General features: G+C 60.8%; 18 protein-coding genes. 9 read left to right on the top strand and 9 right to left on the bottom strand.

Annotated features, from left to right (window positions below):
- Positions 1-49: 49 nt before the first annotated feature.
- Both AC0IXA_RS04935 and AC0IXA_RS04930 read left to right on the top strand, forming a co-directional pair.
- A complete protein-coding gene (locus tag AC0IXA_RS04935; protein WP_212616627.1) occupies positions 50-1,096 on the top strand; it encodes a M4 family metallopeptidase in 1,047 nt (348 codons plus the stop codon).
- A 14-nt stretch (positions 1,097-1,110) separates the two neighbouring features.
- Complete coding sequence (locus AC0IXA_RS04930; protein WP_122508038.1) at positions 1,111-1,422, top strand: protealysin inhibitor emfourin; 312 nt, start codon at positions 1,111-1,113, stop codon at positions 1,420-1,422.
- Positions 1,423-1,443: 21 nt separating this feature from the next.
- On the opposite strand, the gene AC0IXA_RS04925 is transcribed toward AC0IXA_RS04930, so the two are convergent.
- Entirely contained in the window at positions 1,444-1,752 is a 309-nt protein-coding gene (locus AC0IXA_RS04925) for an RcnB family protein (protein ID WP_471812001.1), read from the bottom strand.
- An 884-nt stretch (positions 1,753-2,636) separates the two neighbouring features.
- Between AC0IXA_RS04925 and tcuC the strand changes: the two genes are divergently transcribed.
- On the top strand, positions 2,637-3,929 hold the full coding sequence (gene tcuC, locus AC0IXA_RS04920) for a tricarballylate/proton symporter TcuC (RefSeq protein ID WP_471811999.1): 1,293 nt from the start codon (positions 2,637-2,639) through the stop codon (positions 3,927-3,929).
- Positions 3,930-3,941: 12 nt separating this feature from the next.
- Positions 3,942-4,712: a substrate-binding domain-containing protein gene (locus tag AC0IXA_RS04915; RefSeq protein WP_471811997.1), complete on the top strand. Its 771-nt coding sequence runs from the start codon at positions 3,942-3,944 to the stop codon at positions 4,710-4,712.
- Here the strand turns inward: AC0IXA_RS04915 and AC0IXA_RS04910 are convergent.
- Positions 4,702-5,616 (bottom strand): LysR family transcriptional regulator, encoded by a 915-nt coding sequence (locus AC0IXA_RS04910; protein WP_016775221.1) that lies wholly within the window; start codon positions 5,614-5,616, stop codon positions 4,702-4,704. The two genes, AC0IXA_RS04915 and AC0IXA_RS04910, sit on opposite strands and share 11 nt — an antisense overlap.
- 259 nt (positions 5,617-5,875) lie before the next feature.
- On the opposite strand from AC0IXA_RS04910, the gene AC0IXA_RS04905 reads away from it, so the two are divergent.
- Entirely contained in the window at positions 5,876-7,684 is a 1,809-nt protein-coding gene (locus AC0IXA_RS04905; protein WP_125918665.1) for a monovalent cation:proton antiporter-2 (CPA2) family protein, read from the top strand.
- 121 nt (positions 7,685-7,805) lie between these two features.
- On the opposite strand, the gene hcnC is transcribed toward AC0IXA_RS04905, so the two are convergent.
- From hcnC to AC0IXA_RS04885, 4 genes are all read right to left on the bottom strand, one after another.
- The gene (hcnC, locus tag AC0IXA_RS04900; protein ID WP_471811994.1) at positions 7,806-9,065 is read right to left on the bottom strand and encodes a cyanide-forming glycine dehydrogenase subunit HcnC; all 1,260 of its coding nucleotides are present in this window, start codon (positions 9,063-9,065) and stop codon (positions 7,806-7,808) included.
- Positions 9,058-10,467 carry a cyanide-forming glycine dehydrogenase subunit HcnB gene (hcnB, locus tag AC0IXA_RS04895; RefSeq protein WP_471811992.1) on the bottom strand — a complete coding sequence of 470 codons (1,410 nt, stop codon included), beginning with the start codon at positions 10,465-10,467 and terminating at the stop codon, positions 9,058-9,060. The genes hcnC and hcnB overlap by 8 nt, the downstream gene beginning before the upstream one ends.
- Complete coding sequence (locus AC0IXA_RS04890) at positions 10,464-10,778, bottom strand: (2Fe-2S)-binding protein (RefSeq protein WP_016775225.1); 315 nt, start codon at positions 10,776-10,778, stop codon at positions 10,464-10,466. The genes hcnB and AC0IXA_RS04890 overlap by 4 nt, the downstream gene beginning before the upstream one ends.
- A gap of 238 nt (positions 10,779-11,016) precedes the next feature.
- Positions 11,017-11,556, bottom strand: a complete 540-nt coding sequence (locus AC0IXA_RS04885; RefSeq protein WP_471811990.1) for a hypothetical protein — start codon at positions 11,554-11,556, stop codon at positions 11,017-11,019.
- Between the two features lie 493 nt (positions 11,557-12,049).
- Between AC0IXA_RS04885 and AC0IXA_RS04880 the strand changes: the two genes are divergently transcribed.
- Both AC0IXA_RS04880 and AC0IXA_RS04875 read left to right on the top strand, forming a co-directional pair.
- Positions 12,050-12,415 carry a DUF6124 family protein gene (locus tag AC0IXA_RS04880; RefSeq protein ID WP_471811988.1) on the top strand — a complete coding sequence of 122 codons (366 nt, stop codon included), beginning with the start codon at positions 12,050-12,052 and terminating at the stop codon, positions 12,413-12,415.
- 13 nt (positions 12,416-12,428) lie between these two features.
- Positions 12,429-12,788: a DUF6124 family protein gene (locus AC0IXA_RS04875; RefSeq protein WP_371699921.1), complete on the top strand. Its 360-nt coding sequence runs from the start codon at positions 12,429-12,431 to the stop codon at positions 12,786-12,788.
- A gap of 179 nt (positions 12,789-12,967) precedes the next feature.
- On the opposite strand, the gene AC0IXA_RS04870 is transcribed toward AC0IXA_RS04875, so the two are convergent.
- Positions 12,968-13,897, bottom strand: a complete 930-nt coding sequence (locus AC0IXA_RS04870) for a hypothetical protein (protein ID WP_016775227.1) — start codon at positions 13,895-13,897, stop codon at positions 12,968-12,970.
- A 308-nt stretch (positions 13,898-14,205) separates the two neighbouring features.
- Here AC0IXA_RS04870 and AC0IXA_RS04865 point away from each other — a divergent pair, with 308 nt between their 5' ends.
- Both AC0IXA_RS04865 and AC0IXA_RS04860 read left to right on the top strand, forming a co-directional pair.
- A complete protein-coding gene (locus AC0IXA_RS04865) occupies positions 14,206-14,889 on the top strand; it encodes a response regulator transcription factor (RefSeq protein ID WP_056788996.1) in 684 nt (227 codons plus the stop codon).
- On the top strand, positions 14,867-16,261 hold the full coding sequence (locus tag AC0IXA_RS04860; protein ID WP_041477024.1) for a sensor histidine kinase: 1,395 nt from the start codon (positions 14,867-14,869) through the stop codon (positions 16,259-16,261). The genes AC0IXA_RS04865 and AC0IXA_RS04860 overlap by 23 nt, the downstream gene beginning before the upstream one ends.
- A 131-nt stretch (positions 16,262-16,392) precedes the next feature.
- Here the strand turns inward: AC0IXA_RS04860 and AC0IXA_RS04855 are convergent, their stop codons facing one another.
- Positions 16,393-16,803 carry an SRPBCC family protein gene (locus AC0IXA_RS04855; RefSeq protein WP_341637186.1) on the bottom strand — a complete coding sequence of 137 codons (411 nt, stop codon included), beginning with the start codon at positions 16,801-16,803 and terminating at the stop codon, positions 16,393-16,395.
- 21 nt (positions 16,804-16,824) lie between these two features.
- Positions 16,825-17,622 carry an SDR family NAD(P)-dependent oxidoreductase gene (locus AC0IXA_RS04850; RefSeq protein ID WP_341637185.1) on the bottom strand — a complete coding sequence of 266 codons (798 nt, stop codon included), beginning with the start codon at positions 17,620-17,622 and terminating at the stop codon, positions 16,825-16,827.
- Between the last annotated feature and the right edge of the window lie 140 nt (positions 17,623-17,762).

Raw genomic sequence — 17,762 nt, 5'->3', positions numbered from 1 at the left:
CTTGCCGCTCACATGTGTATCGACATCGTATGACGACAAGGATGCTTAGATGACCGACTCTCGATTGCTGCGCAGTTTCATCCCGCCCTACATTCTCAACCGCATCATTGCCCACGGTTCCGAGCCGCAGCGCAACGCCGCGATGCAGACGCTCAATCATGTGCGCAGCCTGCTGCCCAATCCCGGCCGTCCTTCGCAGCCGCCGGCGCGGGCGATTTTGCCGGAGGCGAGCAAGCCTGGCCTGGCGCGGCGCAGCGTGCATGATGCGCAGAACAAAATGCTCTTGCCGGGCATGCCGGTGCGCCTCGAGGGCCAGCCGGCATCGGGGGACCCGGCGGTCGACGAGGCTTACGATGCGCTGGGCGCCAGCTATGATTTCTTCTGGAAGGTGCTCGGTCGCGACTCGATCGATAATCAGGGATTCGCGCTGATCGGCAGCGTGCATTATGGTCAGGGCTACGAGAACGCATTCTGGAACGGCGCGCAGATGGTCTTCGGTGACGGCGATGGCGAAATCTTCCAGCGCTTCACCCGTTCGCTCGACGTCATCGGCCATGAACTGGCCCACGGCGTCACCGAAAGCGAAGCCGGGCTGATTTATGCCAACCAGTCCGGCGCGCTGAACGAGTCGCTCTCGGACGTGTTCGGCGTGTTGACCAAGCAGTACACCCTCGGCGAGACCGCCGAGCAGGCAGACTGGCTGATCGGCGCCGACCTGCTGATGCCACAGATTCAAGGCAAGGGCCTGCGCTCGATGTCACACCCCGGCACGGCATACGACGACCCGATGCTGGGCAAGGATCCGCAACCGGATCACATGCGCAAGTTCGTCATCACCAGCGAAGACAATGGCGGCGTACACATCAACTCCGGCATTCCCAACCGCGCGTTTTACCTGGCAGCCCGAGCGTTTGGCGGCTTCGCCTGGGAAAAGGCCGGACGCATCTGGTACGACACGCTGTGTGACGATCGCTTGAGCCAGGACGCAACGTTCGACGCGTTCGCGAAACTGACGATCGACCACGCTGACCGGCGCTTCGGCACCGAAGCAGCCGACACAGTGCAGCAAGCCTGGGCACAGGTCGGTATCGAATAATCCGAGGAGACCGTATGAAAACGCTACCCGAGCTTGATAAAGATTCCGTTTTGCGCGTATCTCGCCAGGGTGGCGTTGCAGCGATTCACAGCCTGAGCCGCCCACGGGAAATCGAATTTGCCCAGTGCGATATCAGTCAGCGTTCAAGGATCTGCTCGGTGCTTGAGGGTTGCCTGCCACTCGATAGCAGCGAATCGGGCCGTGGGGATCAGCGCTTCTACCAGATTGAAGTGCGCTATCAGTCCGGGGAAATGGTGTTGAAGGTGCCGGAGGACCGGGCGCCGGGGGAGTTGGTGCATTTGTGGGACAAGGGAGAACTTCTGTAAACGCTCTCCCCCGCGATCAAGCTATTTCTCGACCGGCTGCATCTCGACAATCGTGCCGTTGGTGATCATCACCATCACGTACTTGTCATTGATCTGCACCCACTGCGCCTGGTCGATCGGTGCTTTCAGACCTTTGGCTTTCCAGTTCTTCAGCGCCTTGTCTTCGCGCTGGTACATTTCCGGCGCGCGGTCGTTGACCTTCAACTGGCGGTCGCTGGTCGGCGATTGCACGGCGGGTTCGCTGGAGGTTTGCGCCGCTTGAACAATGGGCGTGATCCCGGCAATGCCGGCAACGAGGGCCAGGCTGGCGATTAGGGTTTTGCTGTTCATCGGTGAACCTCTTTCAGATGGGTAGTACCTGAACTCCGACTGCGCGGCGCGGGAAACATTCCTTGTTTTTTGCCGGATGCGGCCGTTAGAAGGCTTTGCCCATCAGACCGCCATCGCTGGCAAGCCAGCTCCCGCAGGGTTTTGTATTACAGCGCAATTATTGCCCTGAGCTCCGGTCCACTCCTACAAGACCAAGCAAAGCAAGATCAAAAGATCGCAGCCTTCGGCAGCTCCTACAGTTGGATCGCGTGAATTCGATAGAAACTTGGCCACCTGCAGGCCGTCGTCGCGATCAGGCTCGCCCCCACCAGAAAAGCAAAGCAGCGCAGCTGCCCGCGGCGAAGCCGCCCCACTTAACAATGAGCGCAAGCTCGAGTGCTTTTGATCCTGCTTTTGATCCACCGGCGACGTCGGAAGGCTGAGTGGAGGGATTGATCCGGGGGTGGGAGCGCAGCGACCGTCTGGCGCAGCCAGACACAGCGGAAGGAGGTGCAGCGAAGCAAACCGTAGCCGCTGCGCCCGGATCGATCCCGCAGCGAAGGAACCCGAGCCTGCGAGGGCCGAACGCAGGAGCAAGCGTTTTTTTGCTTACTTTTTTTAGGCGTTTGTAAAAAAAGTGAGTCGCCGTAAGGGCGAAACCCTAAGCGGCCATGACCGCAGCTACGGATATGTACCCGGTCAGCCAGACCAAATCATCGCCCGACACAACGCAGGCTCGCTCCCACAAATCCGCCAAGCAGTGAAGCCATTGATCCGCCCCACGCATCAATCCATGCCAACAATGCAATTAACAGATTGTTACATCTGCGCCACCATCCACCTCAATAAAAACCGTGCGCCGCTTCTCCGTAGCGCACGTCATAAAAGCGGTGGAGTACTTTTCAATGACAGCCTCAATCCCTACCAACGGCTCGCGGGCCGGTGCCATCTTCCGGGTGACCTCGGGCAACTTCCTCGAACAGTTCGACTTCTTTCTGTTCGGCTTCTACGCCACGCAGATCGCGGCGGTGTTCTTCCCGGCGAGCAGTGAGTTCGCCTCCCTGATGATGACTTTCGCAGTGTTTGGCGCAGGCTTCCTGATGCGTCCGCTGGGCGCCATTGTGCTCGGCGCCTACATCGATGACGTCGGCCGGCGCAAAGGTCTGATCGTCACCCTGTCGATCATGGCCAGCGGCACGATATTGATTGTGCTGGTGCCCGGATACGAAACCATAGGCCTGTTCGCCCCGGCGCTGGTACTGATCGGGCGACTGCTGCAAGGCTTCTCGGCCGGTGCGGAATTGGGCGGTGTTTCGGTGTATCTGTCCGAGATCGCCACGCCGGGCCGCAAAGGCTTTTTCACTGCTTGGCAGTCGGCCAGTCAGCAAGTGGCGATCATCGTTGCTGCCGCGCTGGGCTACGGTCTGAACCAGTGGATGGAGCCGCAAGCCGTGGCCGCCTGGGGCTGGCGCATTCCGTTTTTCGTCGGCTGCATGATCGTCCCGTTCATCTTCTTCCTGCGTCGTAATCTGGCGGAAACCGAAGAGTTCGCCGCACGCAAACACCGTCCAAGCATGCGCGAAGTGTTCCGCACCCTCGGCCAGAACTGGGGCGTGGTGCTCGGCGGAATGCTGATGGTCGCGCTGACCACCACCGCGTTCTACCTGATCACCGTGTACGCGCCGACCTTCGGTAAAACCGTGCTGCACCTGAGCACTTCCGACGCGCTGCTGGTGACGCTGCTGGTGGGTGTGTCGAACTTCTTCTGGCTGCCGATTGGCGGTGCGTTGTCCGACCGCATCGGCCGTCGTCCGGTGCTGATCGGCATGGCCTTGCTGGCACTGGCCACGACTTATCCGGCGCTGTCGTTCCTGGTGCAGGCGCCGAGCTTCAGCAACATGCTGCTGTCGCTGCTGTGGCTGTCGTTCATCTACGGCTTGTACAACGGCGCGATGATTCCGGCGCTGACCGAAATCATGCCGGTGGAAGTGCGCGTCGCCGGTTTCTCCCTGGCCTACAGCCTGGCCACGGCGATCTTCGGCGGTTTCACCCCGGCGATGTCGACTTTCCTGATCCAGTACACCGGCGACAAAGCCGCGCCAGGTTACTGGATGAGCATCGGTGCGCTGTGCGCGCTGTGCGCCACGCTTTACCTGTACCGCCGTGCCGGTGGTCGTCTGCAACCTGTCGCGGCCTGAGGAATATTTGCCATGAAAAAACTCTTTACTGTCACCGCCCTGCTCGCCGGTCTCGCCTTCAACTTCGCGGCCCAGGCCGAAGAACTCAGCGTGATGACCTCCGGTGGTTTCACTGCCGCCTACAAGATCCTCGGGCCGAAGTTCTCCGCCGCAACGGGCAACACGCTCACCACCAGCCTCGGCCCGTCGATGGGCAAGGCGCCGGAAGCGATTCCCAATCGTCTGGCACGCGGTGAGCACGCCGACGTGGTGATCATGGTCGGTTACGCCCTCGATGAGCTGATCAAACAAGGCAAAGTCGACCCGGCCTCCCGCGTTGAACTGGCGGATTCGCGGATCGGCATGGTGGTGCGTGAAGGCGCGGCGAAACCGGACATCAGCAGCGTCGACGGCCTGAAGAAAACCCTGCTCGACGCGCAGTCGGTGGCCTACTCCGACAGCGCCAGCGGCGTGTACATCGAGCAGCAGCTGTTCAAGAAACTCGGCATCGAAGATCAGTTGAAACCGAAAGCCAAGATGATCGCCAGGATCCCGGTCGGCTCGGTGGTTGCCACTGGCGACTATCAGTTGGGCTTCCAGCAGGTCAGCGAATTGCTGCCGGTGCCGGGCGTGAGCTTCGTCGCGAAGATTCCGGAATCGGTGCAGTCGGTGACGCGTTTTGCCGCTGGCATTCCGGTCAAGGCCGAGCATCCGCAAGAAGCCAAGGCCCTGCTCGCCTACCTCGCTGCACCGGCCGCTCAGGCTGACGTGCAGGCCACCGGGCTGGATTCGGTCAAGCGTTGATCGTTGGCGGCTGGACGCGCATTTCCACGACCAGCCGCTCCAGTTCCAGTGCCGCCGGGGTCAACGTGCGATCCCGGCGCTTGATGATGCCGACACTGCGCATCACCTGCGGCTCAATCAGCGGCACCCGCGTCAGGATCGGATGATCCGGCCCGGGCATCGCCATCAACGGCACCGCCGCCACGCCCAACCCCGCCTCCACCAGGCCGATCATCGTCGTCACGTGCCGCGTCTCGCAGATGCTCTGACGCTGCGGCACCACCCCGCCCAAGGCCTGATCGAGCAGAAAGCGATTGCCCGAAGTCTTGTCCAGCGCAATGTAATCCTGCTGATAGAACTCGTCCCAACTGACGCTGCTGCGCCCGGCCAGCGGATGATCGCGGCGACAGGCGACGACATAGCACTCCTGCACAAGCGGTTCGAACTCGACTTTGGCATCCTGCGTGCCGAGAAAACTCAAACCGAAATCCGCCTCGCCATTGACCACCGCACTCAACACATCGTGAGCGCTGGAATCGAGGACTTTGACCTTGATCCGTGGAAACTGCTGGTGATAGCGCGCGACCACGCGGGGCATGAAGTAGTACGCCGCCGACGGCACGCAGGCGACGGTGACATGGCCCAGTCGGGTCGAGGCGACTTCGCTGATGCCGAGCAAGGCAATGTCGAGATCATCCAGCAAGCGCTCGACGCTGGGCATGAAGCCGCGCCCGGCCTGGGTCAGGCTGACCTTGCGGGTGGTGCGCTCGAACAGTTTCACGCCGAGGGCGTCTTCGAGCTTTTCGATGCGCCGGCTCAGCGCCGGCTGCGACAGGCGCACGGTGTCGGCAGCCTTGCGAAAACTGCCCTGCTCGACCACCGCACGAAAGGCTTGCAAGTCGTTGAGGTCGAAGTTGATGGCCATGGCGTTTCCGGAAATTGATGCGCAGGGGTTATAAATGTAACCAGTTGATGCAAATTATTACAGAGCACATGAAGATCCCCTGTAGGAGCTGCCGCAGGCTGCGATCTTTTGATCTTGATTCTCTGAAGGCAAAAGCAAGATCAAAAGATCGCAGCCTCGTTGCACTCGACAGCTCCTACAAGGATCGTTGGTGGATCTGAAATTGATTGAGCCCTTATCCTTGTCACCCCCGCCGTACCCGTAGTCAGGAGTCGTTCCAATGCCCCATGAAGGCAATCTGTTGCAAGCCGCCGTCGTGTTTCTGTTCGCGGCCGTGCTCACCGTGCCTTTGGCCAAACGTCTGCAACTGGGCGCGGTGCTCGGTTATCTGTTTGCCGGGGTGATCATCGGCCCGTCGGTGCTCGGCCTGATCGGCAACCCGCAAAGCGTTGCGCATATCTCCGAGCTGGGCGTGGTGTTGCTGCTGTTCATCATCGGCCTGGAGCTTTCGCCGCGCCGCTTGTGGGTGATGCGTAAATCCGTGTTCGGCGTCGGTCTGGCGCAGGTGCTGTTGACCGCATCGGTGATCGGCGTGCTGGCGCTGTCGGTGTTCGGCCAGCCGCTGAACAGCGCCATTGTGCTGGGCCTCGGTCTGGCGCTCTCCTCCACGGCGTTCGGCCTGCAAAGCCTTGCCGAACGCAAGGAACTGACCAGCCCCCACGGGCGTCTCGCGTTTGCGATTCTGCTGTTCCAGGACATCGCCGCGATTCCGCTGATTGCCTTGGTGCCGATGCTCGCCGGCGTCGATCACCACACCAGCACCGCCGACGATATTCGTCACAGCTTGCAGGTGCTCGGCGGCATTGCCGTGGTGGTGATCGGCGGGCGGTATCTGCTGCGTCCGGTGTTCCGCGTGGTGGCGAAAACCGGGCTGCCGGAAGTGTCCACCGCCACCGCGTTGCTGGTGGTGATCGGCACGGCGTGGCTGATGGATCTGGTCGGTGTGTCGATGGCGCTGGGCGCGTTTCTCGCCGGTCTGCTGCTGGCGGATTCGGAATATCGCCACGAGCTGGAAGCGCAGATCGAACCGTTCAAGGGCCTGCTGCTCGGGCTGTTTTTCATCAGCGTCGGCATGGGCGCCAATCTCAGCCTGTTGTTGAGCGCGCCGATCACCGTATTGGGCCTGACCTTGTTGCTGATCGGTCTGAAATTGCCGCTGCTGTTCGTGGTTGGGCGCTTGGCAGGAGGATTGAACAAGATCAGCGCAATCCGCCTCGGCATCGTCCTCGCTGCCGGCGGTGAGTTTGCGTTTGTGGTGTTCAAGATCGGCCGCGATCAGGGCCTGTTCGAGCCGCGTCTGTACGACCTGCTGGTGCTGACCATCACCCTGTCGATGGCGCTGACGCCGTTGCTGCTGTTGATCTGCGCACGGCTGGTCAGCCCGAAAGTGCAGCCGGTGGAAGTGCCGGAGAAATTCCGCGAAATCGATACCGAAGCGCCGCGTGTGGTGATTGCCGGCATGGGCCGGATGGGCCAGATCGTGGCGCGGATTCTGCGCGCGCAGAACATCAAGTTCGTTGCGCTGGACACCTCGGTGGAAACCATCGAACTGTCACGCAGCTTCGGCGGTGTGCCGGTGTTCTACGGCGACCCGATGCGCCCGGAAATCCTTCACGCGGCGAAGGTCGGCGAGGCGGAATATTTCGTCATTGCCACGGACGATCCGGAGACCAACATCAAGACTGCCGAAGTGGTGCACAAGCACTATCCGCACATGAAAATCATCGCCCGCGCGCGTAACCGTCAGCACGTGCATCGCCTGGTGGATGTCGGCGCGGAAGCGATTCGTGAGACCTATTATTCGAGCCTGGAAATGAGCCGGCGCACGCTGGTCGGCCTCGGTCTGACCCAAGCCCAGGCCGATGCGCGGATCAAGCGTTTCAAGCATCACGACGAACAGGTGCTGGAGGCGCAACACGCCGTCTACGACGACGCCGCCAAAGTCCTGCAGACCGCCCAGGAAGCCCGGGCGGAACTGGCCAAACTGTTTGAATCGGATCAGCTCGAAGAAGAAGCGCGCAAGTCTTGATCGTGCCTTGCGCAGATCCAACTGTGGGAGCGAGCCTGCTTGCGAAAGCGTCGTGTCAGTCACCCAATACTTCACTGACAGATTGCATTCGCGAGCAGGCTCGCTCCCACAGGGGATTGGGTCAGGCCCGTTCCAGCGCGGGTGCTGGCTCGACGGCTGTGACTGCAAACCGATCCGCCAGAAACGGCGTGATATCCAGCGGCAGCGGTTCGTCATTCACCAGTTTATCCAGCAGCACACCGGTAATCGCCGACGTCAGAATGCCGGTGCGGAAGTGCCCGCAAGCATTCAGATAACCCTCGACCCCACGCATCGGCCCGAGGATCGGCAACTCATCCGGCGAGCCCGGGCGCAATCCCGCCCAGGTGCGCTTGAGGTTGACGTCCGCCAGCTCCGGCAGACAGCGCACCGCGCCCTGCACCAGCCCGGCGATTTCCGGGTAGGTGGTGGTGACGTCGAACCCTTTGTCTTCGGTGGTGCTACCAATGAGGATTTCGCCGTTGTCCTTTTGCGCCACGTAGCAATCGCTGGTGGTCAGGCAGCCGTTGAGGATTTTCGGCATGCGCTCGGTCAGCAGGATCTGCCCTTTCACCGGTTTCACCGGAATGCGAATTCCCGTGGCCCACTCACTCAGATCCGCCGCCCAGGCACCGGCGGCGTTGATCAGCGTCTTGCAGTGAAACACCCCCGCCTCCGCCGTCTGCACGCCGGTCACACGAGTGCCGTGATGCAACACGCCGGTGACGTTGGTGTTGACGAAGATGTCGACGCCGTTCTGCCGCGCGCCTTCCATGTAGGCATCGGCGAGGCGGAACGGACTGACCTGATGATCGCAGAGAAACTCCAGCGCCCCGCGCGCCTCATGGCTGACACTCGGTTCCGCGGCGCGCAACGCCGCTTGATCGAGCCAGCGCACCTGATCGGCCAGATGCGGAATGCAGCCGACGATGTGCTCGGCGTAGAGCCGATCTTCGTCGTCATAGATCACGAATTTCAATCCGGTCTTTTCGAACTTGCAATCCATGCCGTGGTTGTCTTTCAGCTCGCGGTGCAGCGCCGGGTACAGCGCATTGGACTGCAAGGCAAAATCGAAAAACGACTGCGGCAGAATATGCGGCGTACTGGCGTCCACCGCTACCGCAGCGCCCTGGGTTTCGCGCTTGCGGTTGGCCGACATCATGCGAAAGAAAATCACCCCGCAACCGAGGCCGACCGACTCGCCGATCGCCCATAAACCACCCGCCGAAGCACGGGTCGCATTGCCGGGGCGCTTGGCGTCGATCAGTGCAACTTTCAGATCTTTGCGCTTGGACAATTGGTAGGCGCAGGAGGCGCCGATCACGCCGCCACCGGCAATGACCACGTCGTAGAACTTACTCATGGCAAGCGCCCTCCGTGCCGAGAGACTGGAACGCGGAAAACGGCACCGGATCGATTGGAAAGCGCGGGCGCAGCCAACCGACATCCTGACGTCCGGTGGCCTGGCGCAAGCGATCGCTGCAATAGCCGACGCACATCCGCCCCTGACAATCGCCCATGCTCACGCGGGTGCGCATTTTCAGGCTGGCGATGTCTTGCACACCCTGCTCCAGGGCCAGATCGATGTCGGCGCGGGTTGCGTGCTCGCAGCGACAGATCACCGTGTCGGCTGCGGGCAAAGCGATCTGACCAACGCCGCGCTCGGTGTAGCGATCCACCGCTGCACGAAAGCGCACGATGGCTCTGAGCTTGCTCGCGTAACGATCGCGGCGCACCCGGGCCAGCTCGGCGTCGAGCACACCGCGTTGCAGCAGGATCGAAGTGGCGGCGATCTTGCCGGCGAGCATCGCCGCTTCGCCGCCGCGGATCCCGCCCATGTCGCCGGCCAGATGCACATGCGCGACGCTGCTTTGCTGCCAGACATTGGCGTTGGCACGCAGGTAGCCATCGTCGCTGAAGCCGTGATCAAGGCCCATCTGCTGGCTCAATTGCGTGCGCGGAATAAACCCGTAACCGACCGCCAGCGTCTGCGCTTCGAAGCGCTCGACCCGCGACAGATCCGCCTCCCACGTCGACGAATACGGCGCGACGCTGACGCTTTTCAATTCGCCCTCGCCGTGGGCCTCAACCACGCCCCAGCCATAGTTCATCGCAATGCCGTGCAGCTTCAGATAAGCGAGCATGCTCAAGCCGTCGAGAAACAGCTGCGGCTTGTTCAGCAGCGCCAGACTCTCGCGGGCGATCTTGCCGAATGCGCAAGCCTCATAGACGCCGGCGACGCGCACGCCAGACGCATGCAACTGAGTCGCGACCAAGGGCAGCAACGGCCCGGTGCCGGCGATGATCACCGGCCCTTGCGGCTTGACCACGCCACTCTTGATCTGCAATTGAAGACCACCGAGCAGAATCACTCCCGGCAACGTCCAGCCGGGAAACGGCACGCTGCGTTCGTGACATCCAGCGGCCAACAGCAGTTGCGGATAAGCGATCTCGTGCAGTTGCTCATCACCGTCGAGCACCACCACTGCGCGGGTGCCTTCGGCGCCGACCACCCGATGGTTGAGGCGCACGTCGATCAGCCCTGACTGCTGCTGAAATTCACCGTGCAGTTTGTCCAGTGCTTCGGAATAACGCGGCCCGAGATAATCCAGCTGCACGCCATCGCGCAACGGCCCGCGATAGACCACACCGCCGAGGCGCGAAGCCTCTTCGAGCAAGGTGCAGCGCACGCCGTGGCGCGCCAGTTCGATGGCCGCCGCCATCCCCGCCGGCCCGCCGCCAACGATCAACGGTTGCAGGCTCATACGACCTCCTGCGCGACGACGCGGTTGACTCGGGTTTCGATCTGCATGCCGTCGCGGACCACGGTCTGGCAGGCGCGGCGTTTGTGGCGACCGTTGATTTTCACCAGACAGCACTGGCACACGCCCATGCCGCAATAGGCGCCGCTGATTTGATCGTGATCGTTGCGTGCGATCTGGCGCACGCCGAGGGACTGGATGACGCTGAGAACGGTTTCGCCAATGGCGGCGCTGACCGCTTGGCCGTTGATGTGCACGGTCATGTCCGCCTGCACCAAGGGCTGGATATCGAAGGTTCTTTCTAGGCAGTTCATTACGGTGTTCGTCCGTGAAGATTCAGTTGAGGTTGTGACAGCTCCTTGCTGCACTACGCCTCGTCGACGCTTTTATTGCTGTGTTTTCAACGTCGACGCGGATACTTCGTCAGCGCAACAAGGTGCGCGACAAGCACTGTAGCTCATACCTCAGCAAAGGCCTGGATCATTTACGGTAGGCGATATCGCCAGGGGAAATATTGATCCAGGCCAGTGAAAATGGCGGGATGGACAACGATCAATTGGAGAAGACGAACTGGCCTTTGATCTTCTTTGCGCCGATCAATGCAAGGTCCGGGAACAGCAGGTTTTTCAGCCAAGCGACGTAGAAGATCATCGCCAGCGTGATCGCCACGCCGACCACCGTACCGATCGGGTCATCCGCATATTCCTTGAACATGCGCGGCATCTGGCTGATCGAGAGCATCACGTACACCGTATAGGCATGGGCCGCGTTGCGATAAAAACCCCAGGCAAAAAGCAAAGGCACGCCACCGGCGAACAAACCAAGTCCGATGGCGAAACCGGTGCTGATGGTCAGCCCGAGGAGATAGCCGCCCACCAGACCGATCAGCGCCTGAACGTAAGTCAGTCCGAGAAGGATCTTGATCTTGCCGGCGTGTCGTTCAATCAGTTTCGGATCGGGGCGTGAGCCGATCAGGTACGCCAGCGCCTTGTCTTTCAGCGCACCACCGGAGAATGCCTTGAAAGTCTCGGTTTTCGAGCGCCCCCCATCGAGCATTTCGCTGACCTGGCGTTTGATTTCCTTTTTGTCCAACGTGTTCTTCCTTAAATGAAAAATCGGGGGAGTGAAGCAGAGGTGCACTTCGGGGGCGGATTGTCGCTTTGTTGAGTTGCCGAAAGCAAAAGGCTCAGGCTTGCCAGAGCCGCTTCGCAGTTATAAACGCGATTTGTCGATCTTGTTTAAATCACACGTACTGTTACTGCACCAAGCCTACAACGCCTTGCGTCACTGCCTACGGGTACATCAGAATCCGCCGGCTTACACGGCTATCGGTAGGGCTATATCGTTTCCCTGTCACTGCAAAACAGTGATCGGGTTTGGTAGCCCGTTTCTTGATAGTTGTATGGCGTCCCTTCAAGCGGCCCCTCTTTTGAGGATCAGCTCTTTATGGTGACCATGCGTGGGGCTCATTCGTGAGCGCCGGGGTTAACTATCTTGACCGGTCTACCAACCCGCGCGTGGCCGCCACCCTTCGTTTGGTAGCGATAGTGACGGCTCTTCATTCTTTCAAGATAGAGAGTCAACCATGTTCAAAGTAACGCCAAACCCGCCAGAAGCCGATTCGATCCCGTACGACCCTGCTTTGAAGCCACAGCGAATAAAAGACGCGGCCGCTCGCGCCATCAACTTTTATCTCGATCCTCAAACCTTGAAGACCACGATTCCCAATCGCCAACCGGGCAGGATCTTTCTCGTAGACCCAACTGTGGACGACGAAACGCTGCTCGTCGAAGCCTGTGAATCGCTGGCTGCGGCGAACGACATGGCCCGCGAAATAAGCACTGTCATAGAGCCTGCACAGCGCCGTTCGCTGCTGATGTTGCAGCAGGTGATCATGCTGAGTGAGCTGATCGTCAATCGCGTGCTCGACAGCCGACGCGTGTCGAACTAGCCGCAACCGAGGCATGAGGGGGCGTGCTCCCTCACTGCCAGCGTGGACGTCACCTCGTGGCGTCCTCTCTCACACCAAGCTGCTCTCATCGGAGTTTCAGCTGATGTCACAGACACCATCCAATCCGCCGGCCAGGATCAACGCCACGCCGTACAGCCCCAATACTCTGTTCATGGTCAACCCGCAATCCGACACCGAATCGTTGCTGGTCAACGCGTGCGAATCCCTGGCGTCCGCCACGGTGATGCTCGGTGATTTTGCCGGGATGCTCGAAGGCTCACGGCGCAATACCCTGTTGGGCATTGCGCAAGTGGTCATGTTGGGAGAATTGGCCGTGAACAAAGCGCTGGATAACGTCGTGCCGACCGAGTAATTCGCCGCGCTTGCGTTTGCAGTTCCAAAAAGCAAAAAAGCCGCTTTCACCCGAAGATGAAAGCGGCAGAGGCATCCTGCCTCAGAGGGATCAGTGTACGAACAGGGCGATCAGGATGATGATCGGAATCGGTACGCCGAGGAAAAACAGCAGTAATGAGCGCATGGTGACTCTCCTTTTTAACGGACCGGAGTGGTAGTGGTGTAGGTGTCGACTTCAACGTACTCGACTGCATCGCGACGACGACCGCCGAAGGTGGCTGCGAGGCTGGCAAAGAACGCACCGGCCAGCAGCGCGACGAACATCCACAGCGAGGTGTAGGCAGCGACTTTCGCGGCGGTGTCGGCAGCTTGCTGGGCTTTCAGTTTCGCGTCAGCGATGGCTTTCTGCGTGTTGGCGTAGATTTCGTCGACACGACGTTCAGCATCGGCCTGGCTCAGATTGGTACGTTGCGATACCAGTTGTGCGAGGTAGGTGCGGTCTTCGGCGCTGAGCTGACCGTTGGCCAGGCTTTGGGCGAAGATGCGGGTCACGGTGCCGCGTGCGGCGTCATCGCTGACGGCAGCCGGACGGTCGTCACGGAACAGACTGTCGACGAAGTAGCCGTACTGATCGCTGTCAGTATTGGCTGCGGCAGAACCGGCGGCCTGGCTCATCGCACCAGCAGCACCGCCGACGACGTTAGCCCCAGCCTGCACACCGCCGCTGACGACGCTGCTGACCGAACCGACCACCAGCACAGCGGTGACCAGCGTGGCGACGCACCAGGCGAGGAAGCCGTGGGCGGTGTCACGGAAGTAGACTTCGTCACCGTGCATGTTCGCCCATTTCACCCGCAGACGACCGGCAATGTAGCCGCCCATGCCGGAAGCAATGATCTGCGTCACAGCCAGCCAGACAATCGTCGAAATCCCCAGGCCCTTGGCGCTCACGCCCTCTCCGGCCCACGGTGAAACCGCCGAAAAGCCCAGACCGAAACCGAGCAGCACGAGAATCATCGACAGCGCAGCGGCCGCCGCAGCACCGGCGAAGATCGCGCCCCAGGACACGCCTGAGACGCTGCTCGACTCTTCCACGGCAGGATAATAGCCATCAGGGGATCTATTCATTGTTGTACTGCTCCAGGCATGAAAAATGGTGTTACAACTCGTCAGGTGAGGAATTGCAGTGACCGTGCCAGTTACAGAAAGTAAATAACCTGTTTATTTTCAAGAGGTTATAAAGTTTGAACTTCGCTGATCCGTGCAATTTGCAATAAACGGTCAGCGCCTGCGGGTTTTCTGCATTGATGACTGACTGGCAAATCCGATCAGTTCCGCTTCACCGTCGCGACGAAGATGAAAGTTAATTTAAAGCGTCACGGTAAATTCTTGGCAAAATGCTGCCATTCCGTTTGAACCGATCAGCAGGCCTGCCTATGACTCGTATCTTGACCATCGAAGACGACGCCGTGACCGCGCGGGAAATCGTTGCCGAACTGAGCAGCCACGGGCTGGATGTCGACTGGGTCGACAATGGCCGCGAGGGCCTCGACCGTGCCGTCAGCGGCAACTACGACCTGATCACCCTCGACCGCATGCTGCCCGAGCTGGATGGTCTGGCCATCGTCACCACCCTGCGCACCATGGGCGTGGCGACGCCAATTCTGATGATCAGCGCCCTCTCCGATGTCGATGAGCGCGTGCGCGGTTTGCGCGCTGGTGGCGATGACTACCTGACCAAGCCGTTCGCCACCGATGAAATGGCCGCGCGGGTCGAAGTGTTGCTGCGCCGGCAAAACAGCGTCGCCACTCAGGCGACGACGTTGAAGGTCGCTGATCTGGAACTGGACCTGATCAGCCACGAGGCCCGCCGTGCCGAGCAGGTGCTGACGTTGCTGCCGACTGAATACAAACTGCTCGAGTTTCTGATGCGCAACAGCGGCCAGATTCTCTCGCGGATGATGATTTTCGAAGAGGTCTGGGGTTATCACTTCGACCCGGGCACCAACCTGATCGACGTACACATCGGCCGTCTGCGCAAGAAGATCGACGCAGCCGGCAACGTTCCGCTGATCCGCACGGTACGGGGCTCCGGCTATGTCATTGCCGAACCCGTCTGACGGCTGGCGCTCGTCCAGCAGCCGCTTGCTGGCGCTGTACAGTTCGCTGTTCGTGGCCTGGAGCGCGATCCTCATGGGGGTCATGTACTACGAGGTATCCGGCTACCTCGACAAACTCGCCAAACATTCGTTGATGCAACGCCAGCATCTGTTCTCGCATTTTCGCGGCGAGCAACTCGAAGACGCGCTCGCGGCCAGCATGACCTTCGATATTCGTGGTATCGACGCCTATGGTCTGTTCAGCGCTGACGGCGTTTACCTGGGCGGCGCACTTCAGCAAATTCCCGAAGGACTGCCGCTCGACGGTAAGATCCATATGCTCGCCGAGTGCGCCGATTCCGACGATCCGACCCTGCCGAGCGACAGCTGCGATGCCGTGGCCACCCAGACTCGCGACGGGCGCTGGCTGGTGCTGCTGCGTGACAACGGCTCGCTGTTTGCGGTGACGCGGATCATTTTGCACGCGCTGTTCTGGGGCGTGTCGTTGACGATTATTCCCGGGGTCGCCGGTTGGCATCTGCTGCGGCGTCGACCGTTGCAGCGCATTCGCGCGATCCAGAACAGCGCCCAGGCCATCGTTGCCGGCGACCTGACGCACCGCTTGCCGCTGTCCAATCGCCGCGATGAACTGGACATGCTCGCCGCCATCGTCAACGCCATGCTTGAGCGCATCGAGCGCTTGATGAACGAGGTCAAAGGCGTCTGCGACAACATCGCCCACGACTTGCGCACACCGCTGACCCGTTTGCGCGCGCAGTTGTATCGCATGCAGCAACAGGCTGGTGAAGGTTCGCAAGAAGCGGCGCAACTGGATCTGGTACTGGCTGAGGCGGACACGCTGATGGCGCGGTTTCGCGGACTGCTGCGGATTTCCGAACTGGAAGATCGCCAGCGCCGTTCAGGTTTCGTAGAACTTGATCCGGTGCGTTTGCTGGAGGAGTTACACGAGTTCTATCTGCCGCTGGCCGAGGAAGGCGATCTGCGCTTTCAGTTGAACATGCCGGAGACGCTGCCGCCGCTCAATGGCGACCGCGCGTTGCTGTTCGAAGCGTTGGCGAACCTGCTGAGCAACTCGATCAAATTCACCCCGCCCGGCGGCACGGTGATGTTGCGTGGGGTCAATGCAGGTGGCCAGACGCGGATCGAGGTGCACGATTCAGGCCCGGGGATTCCCGAGGCGGAACGTGAGGCGGTGTTCCAGCGGTTTTATCGCACCGAGGGTGGCCAGCCGCAGAGTGGATTCGGTCTGGGGCTGTCGATTGTCGCGGCGATTGTCAGCTTGCACGGCTTCAGTCTTGAAGTCGGCAGCAGTGATCTGGGCGGGGCGAAACTGGTGCTGGATTGTCGGCAGAGTTTGATCAGTCAGGCCTGACGTCTCGCGCCGATCGTTCCCACGCTCCGCGTGGGAATGCCTCAAGGGACGCTCCGCGTTCCGGCTTTCGAAATGGGACGCAGAGCGTACCGGGCTGCATTCCCACGCAGAGCGTGGGAACGATCTGCGTCTCAGGTTGGGTAATTCGCCCGCAAGGCTTCGAGACCGCCTTGGTAGATGCCGTTGAACAACGCCACCACTTCTTCATCGCTCACGCCGACCGCGTTGAAGCGCCCCGACCACGTCACCCGCGCGCCTTCGCCCTGGGCTTCAACCTTGATCGTCGCCAGGTAATCGCTGGCCGGGAACGGTGCCTGTTCGATCGAATAGCTGTACGTTCGGGCGGCGTTATCGAAGGTCTGCAGACGTTCGACGACAACCCCGCCATCGCCCGTTTTCAGCGTGCGCACCCGCCCGCCTTCGCTCAGTTCACTGTGGGTAATCAACGGCAGCCAGTCCGGCAGCGTGTTGAAGCCGCCGATCAATTGCCAGACCTGATCGGCCGAGGCCGGGATGTCGATAGTTGCGGATGCTGTTGGCATAAAACCTCTCTTTCGGAAAATTCAGATAGTCAGGCTGTCGACCACACCGCCATCGACGCGCAACGCGGCGCCCGTGGTGGCCGAGGACAGCGGTGAAGCAATGTACGTGACCAGATGCGCCACTTCCGCAACATCCGCCACACGCTGGATGATCGAGGTCGGACGGGCCTTGCGCACAAAGGCGTCGGCTTCGTCGCGCAGATTGCGCCCGGATTCGGCGGCCGCGTCTCGGAGCATGTCCTGCAGGCCATCGGTGAAAGTCGGCCCCGGCAGGATCGCATTGACCGTGACCCCGGTGCCAGCCAGACGTTTGGCCAGGCCGTGGGACACCGCGAGGTTGGCGCTTTTGGTCACGCCGTAATTGAGCATGTCCGCCGGCGTCGCCACCCCGGATTCCGATGACAGAAAGATCACCCGGCCCCAACCCTGCTCAACCATCGGCGGCACATAATGCCGCGCCAGGCGCACGCCGGAAATCACGTTGACTTCATAGAAGCGCGTCCACTCACTGTCGGGTGTCTCGAAGAAATCGACGTCGTTGAAGATGCCGAGGTTGTTGACCAGAATGTCCGCGCGCGGCTCGGCGGCGAAGAGCTTTTCCGCGCCCTCGGCCGTGCCCAGATCGGCGGTCAGACTGCGCAGTTGCGCCTCCGGCACGGCCTGGCGAATGCTCGCCAGCGCTTGCTCGACCTTGGCCGTGTCGCGACCGATGACCACCACCGTCGCCCCGGCTTCGGCCAACGACTGGCTGATGCCCAGACCGATGCCGCCGGTACTGCCGCTGACAATGGCCAGTTTTCCACTCAGATCGATCTTCATGCGTTTACCTCATCGGTGGGCAAGGGATCTCGCCGGACGGTCGATGCCTGTTACGGGGTCGAACTCGGCGGCGATTTCAGAAGCATGGATCAGCGTAGTTGCGATATTGCCGGCATGGTTGAGCTGCCGACCGGTGACGG

It is taken from the genome of Pseudomonas sp. AC083 (assembly GCF_979253165.1).
Note: the sequence above shows the minus strand (reverse complement) of the source record. Positions and strands in the feature narration are given on the sequence as shown.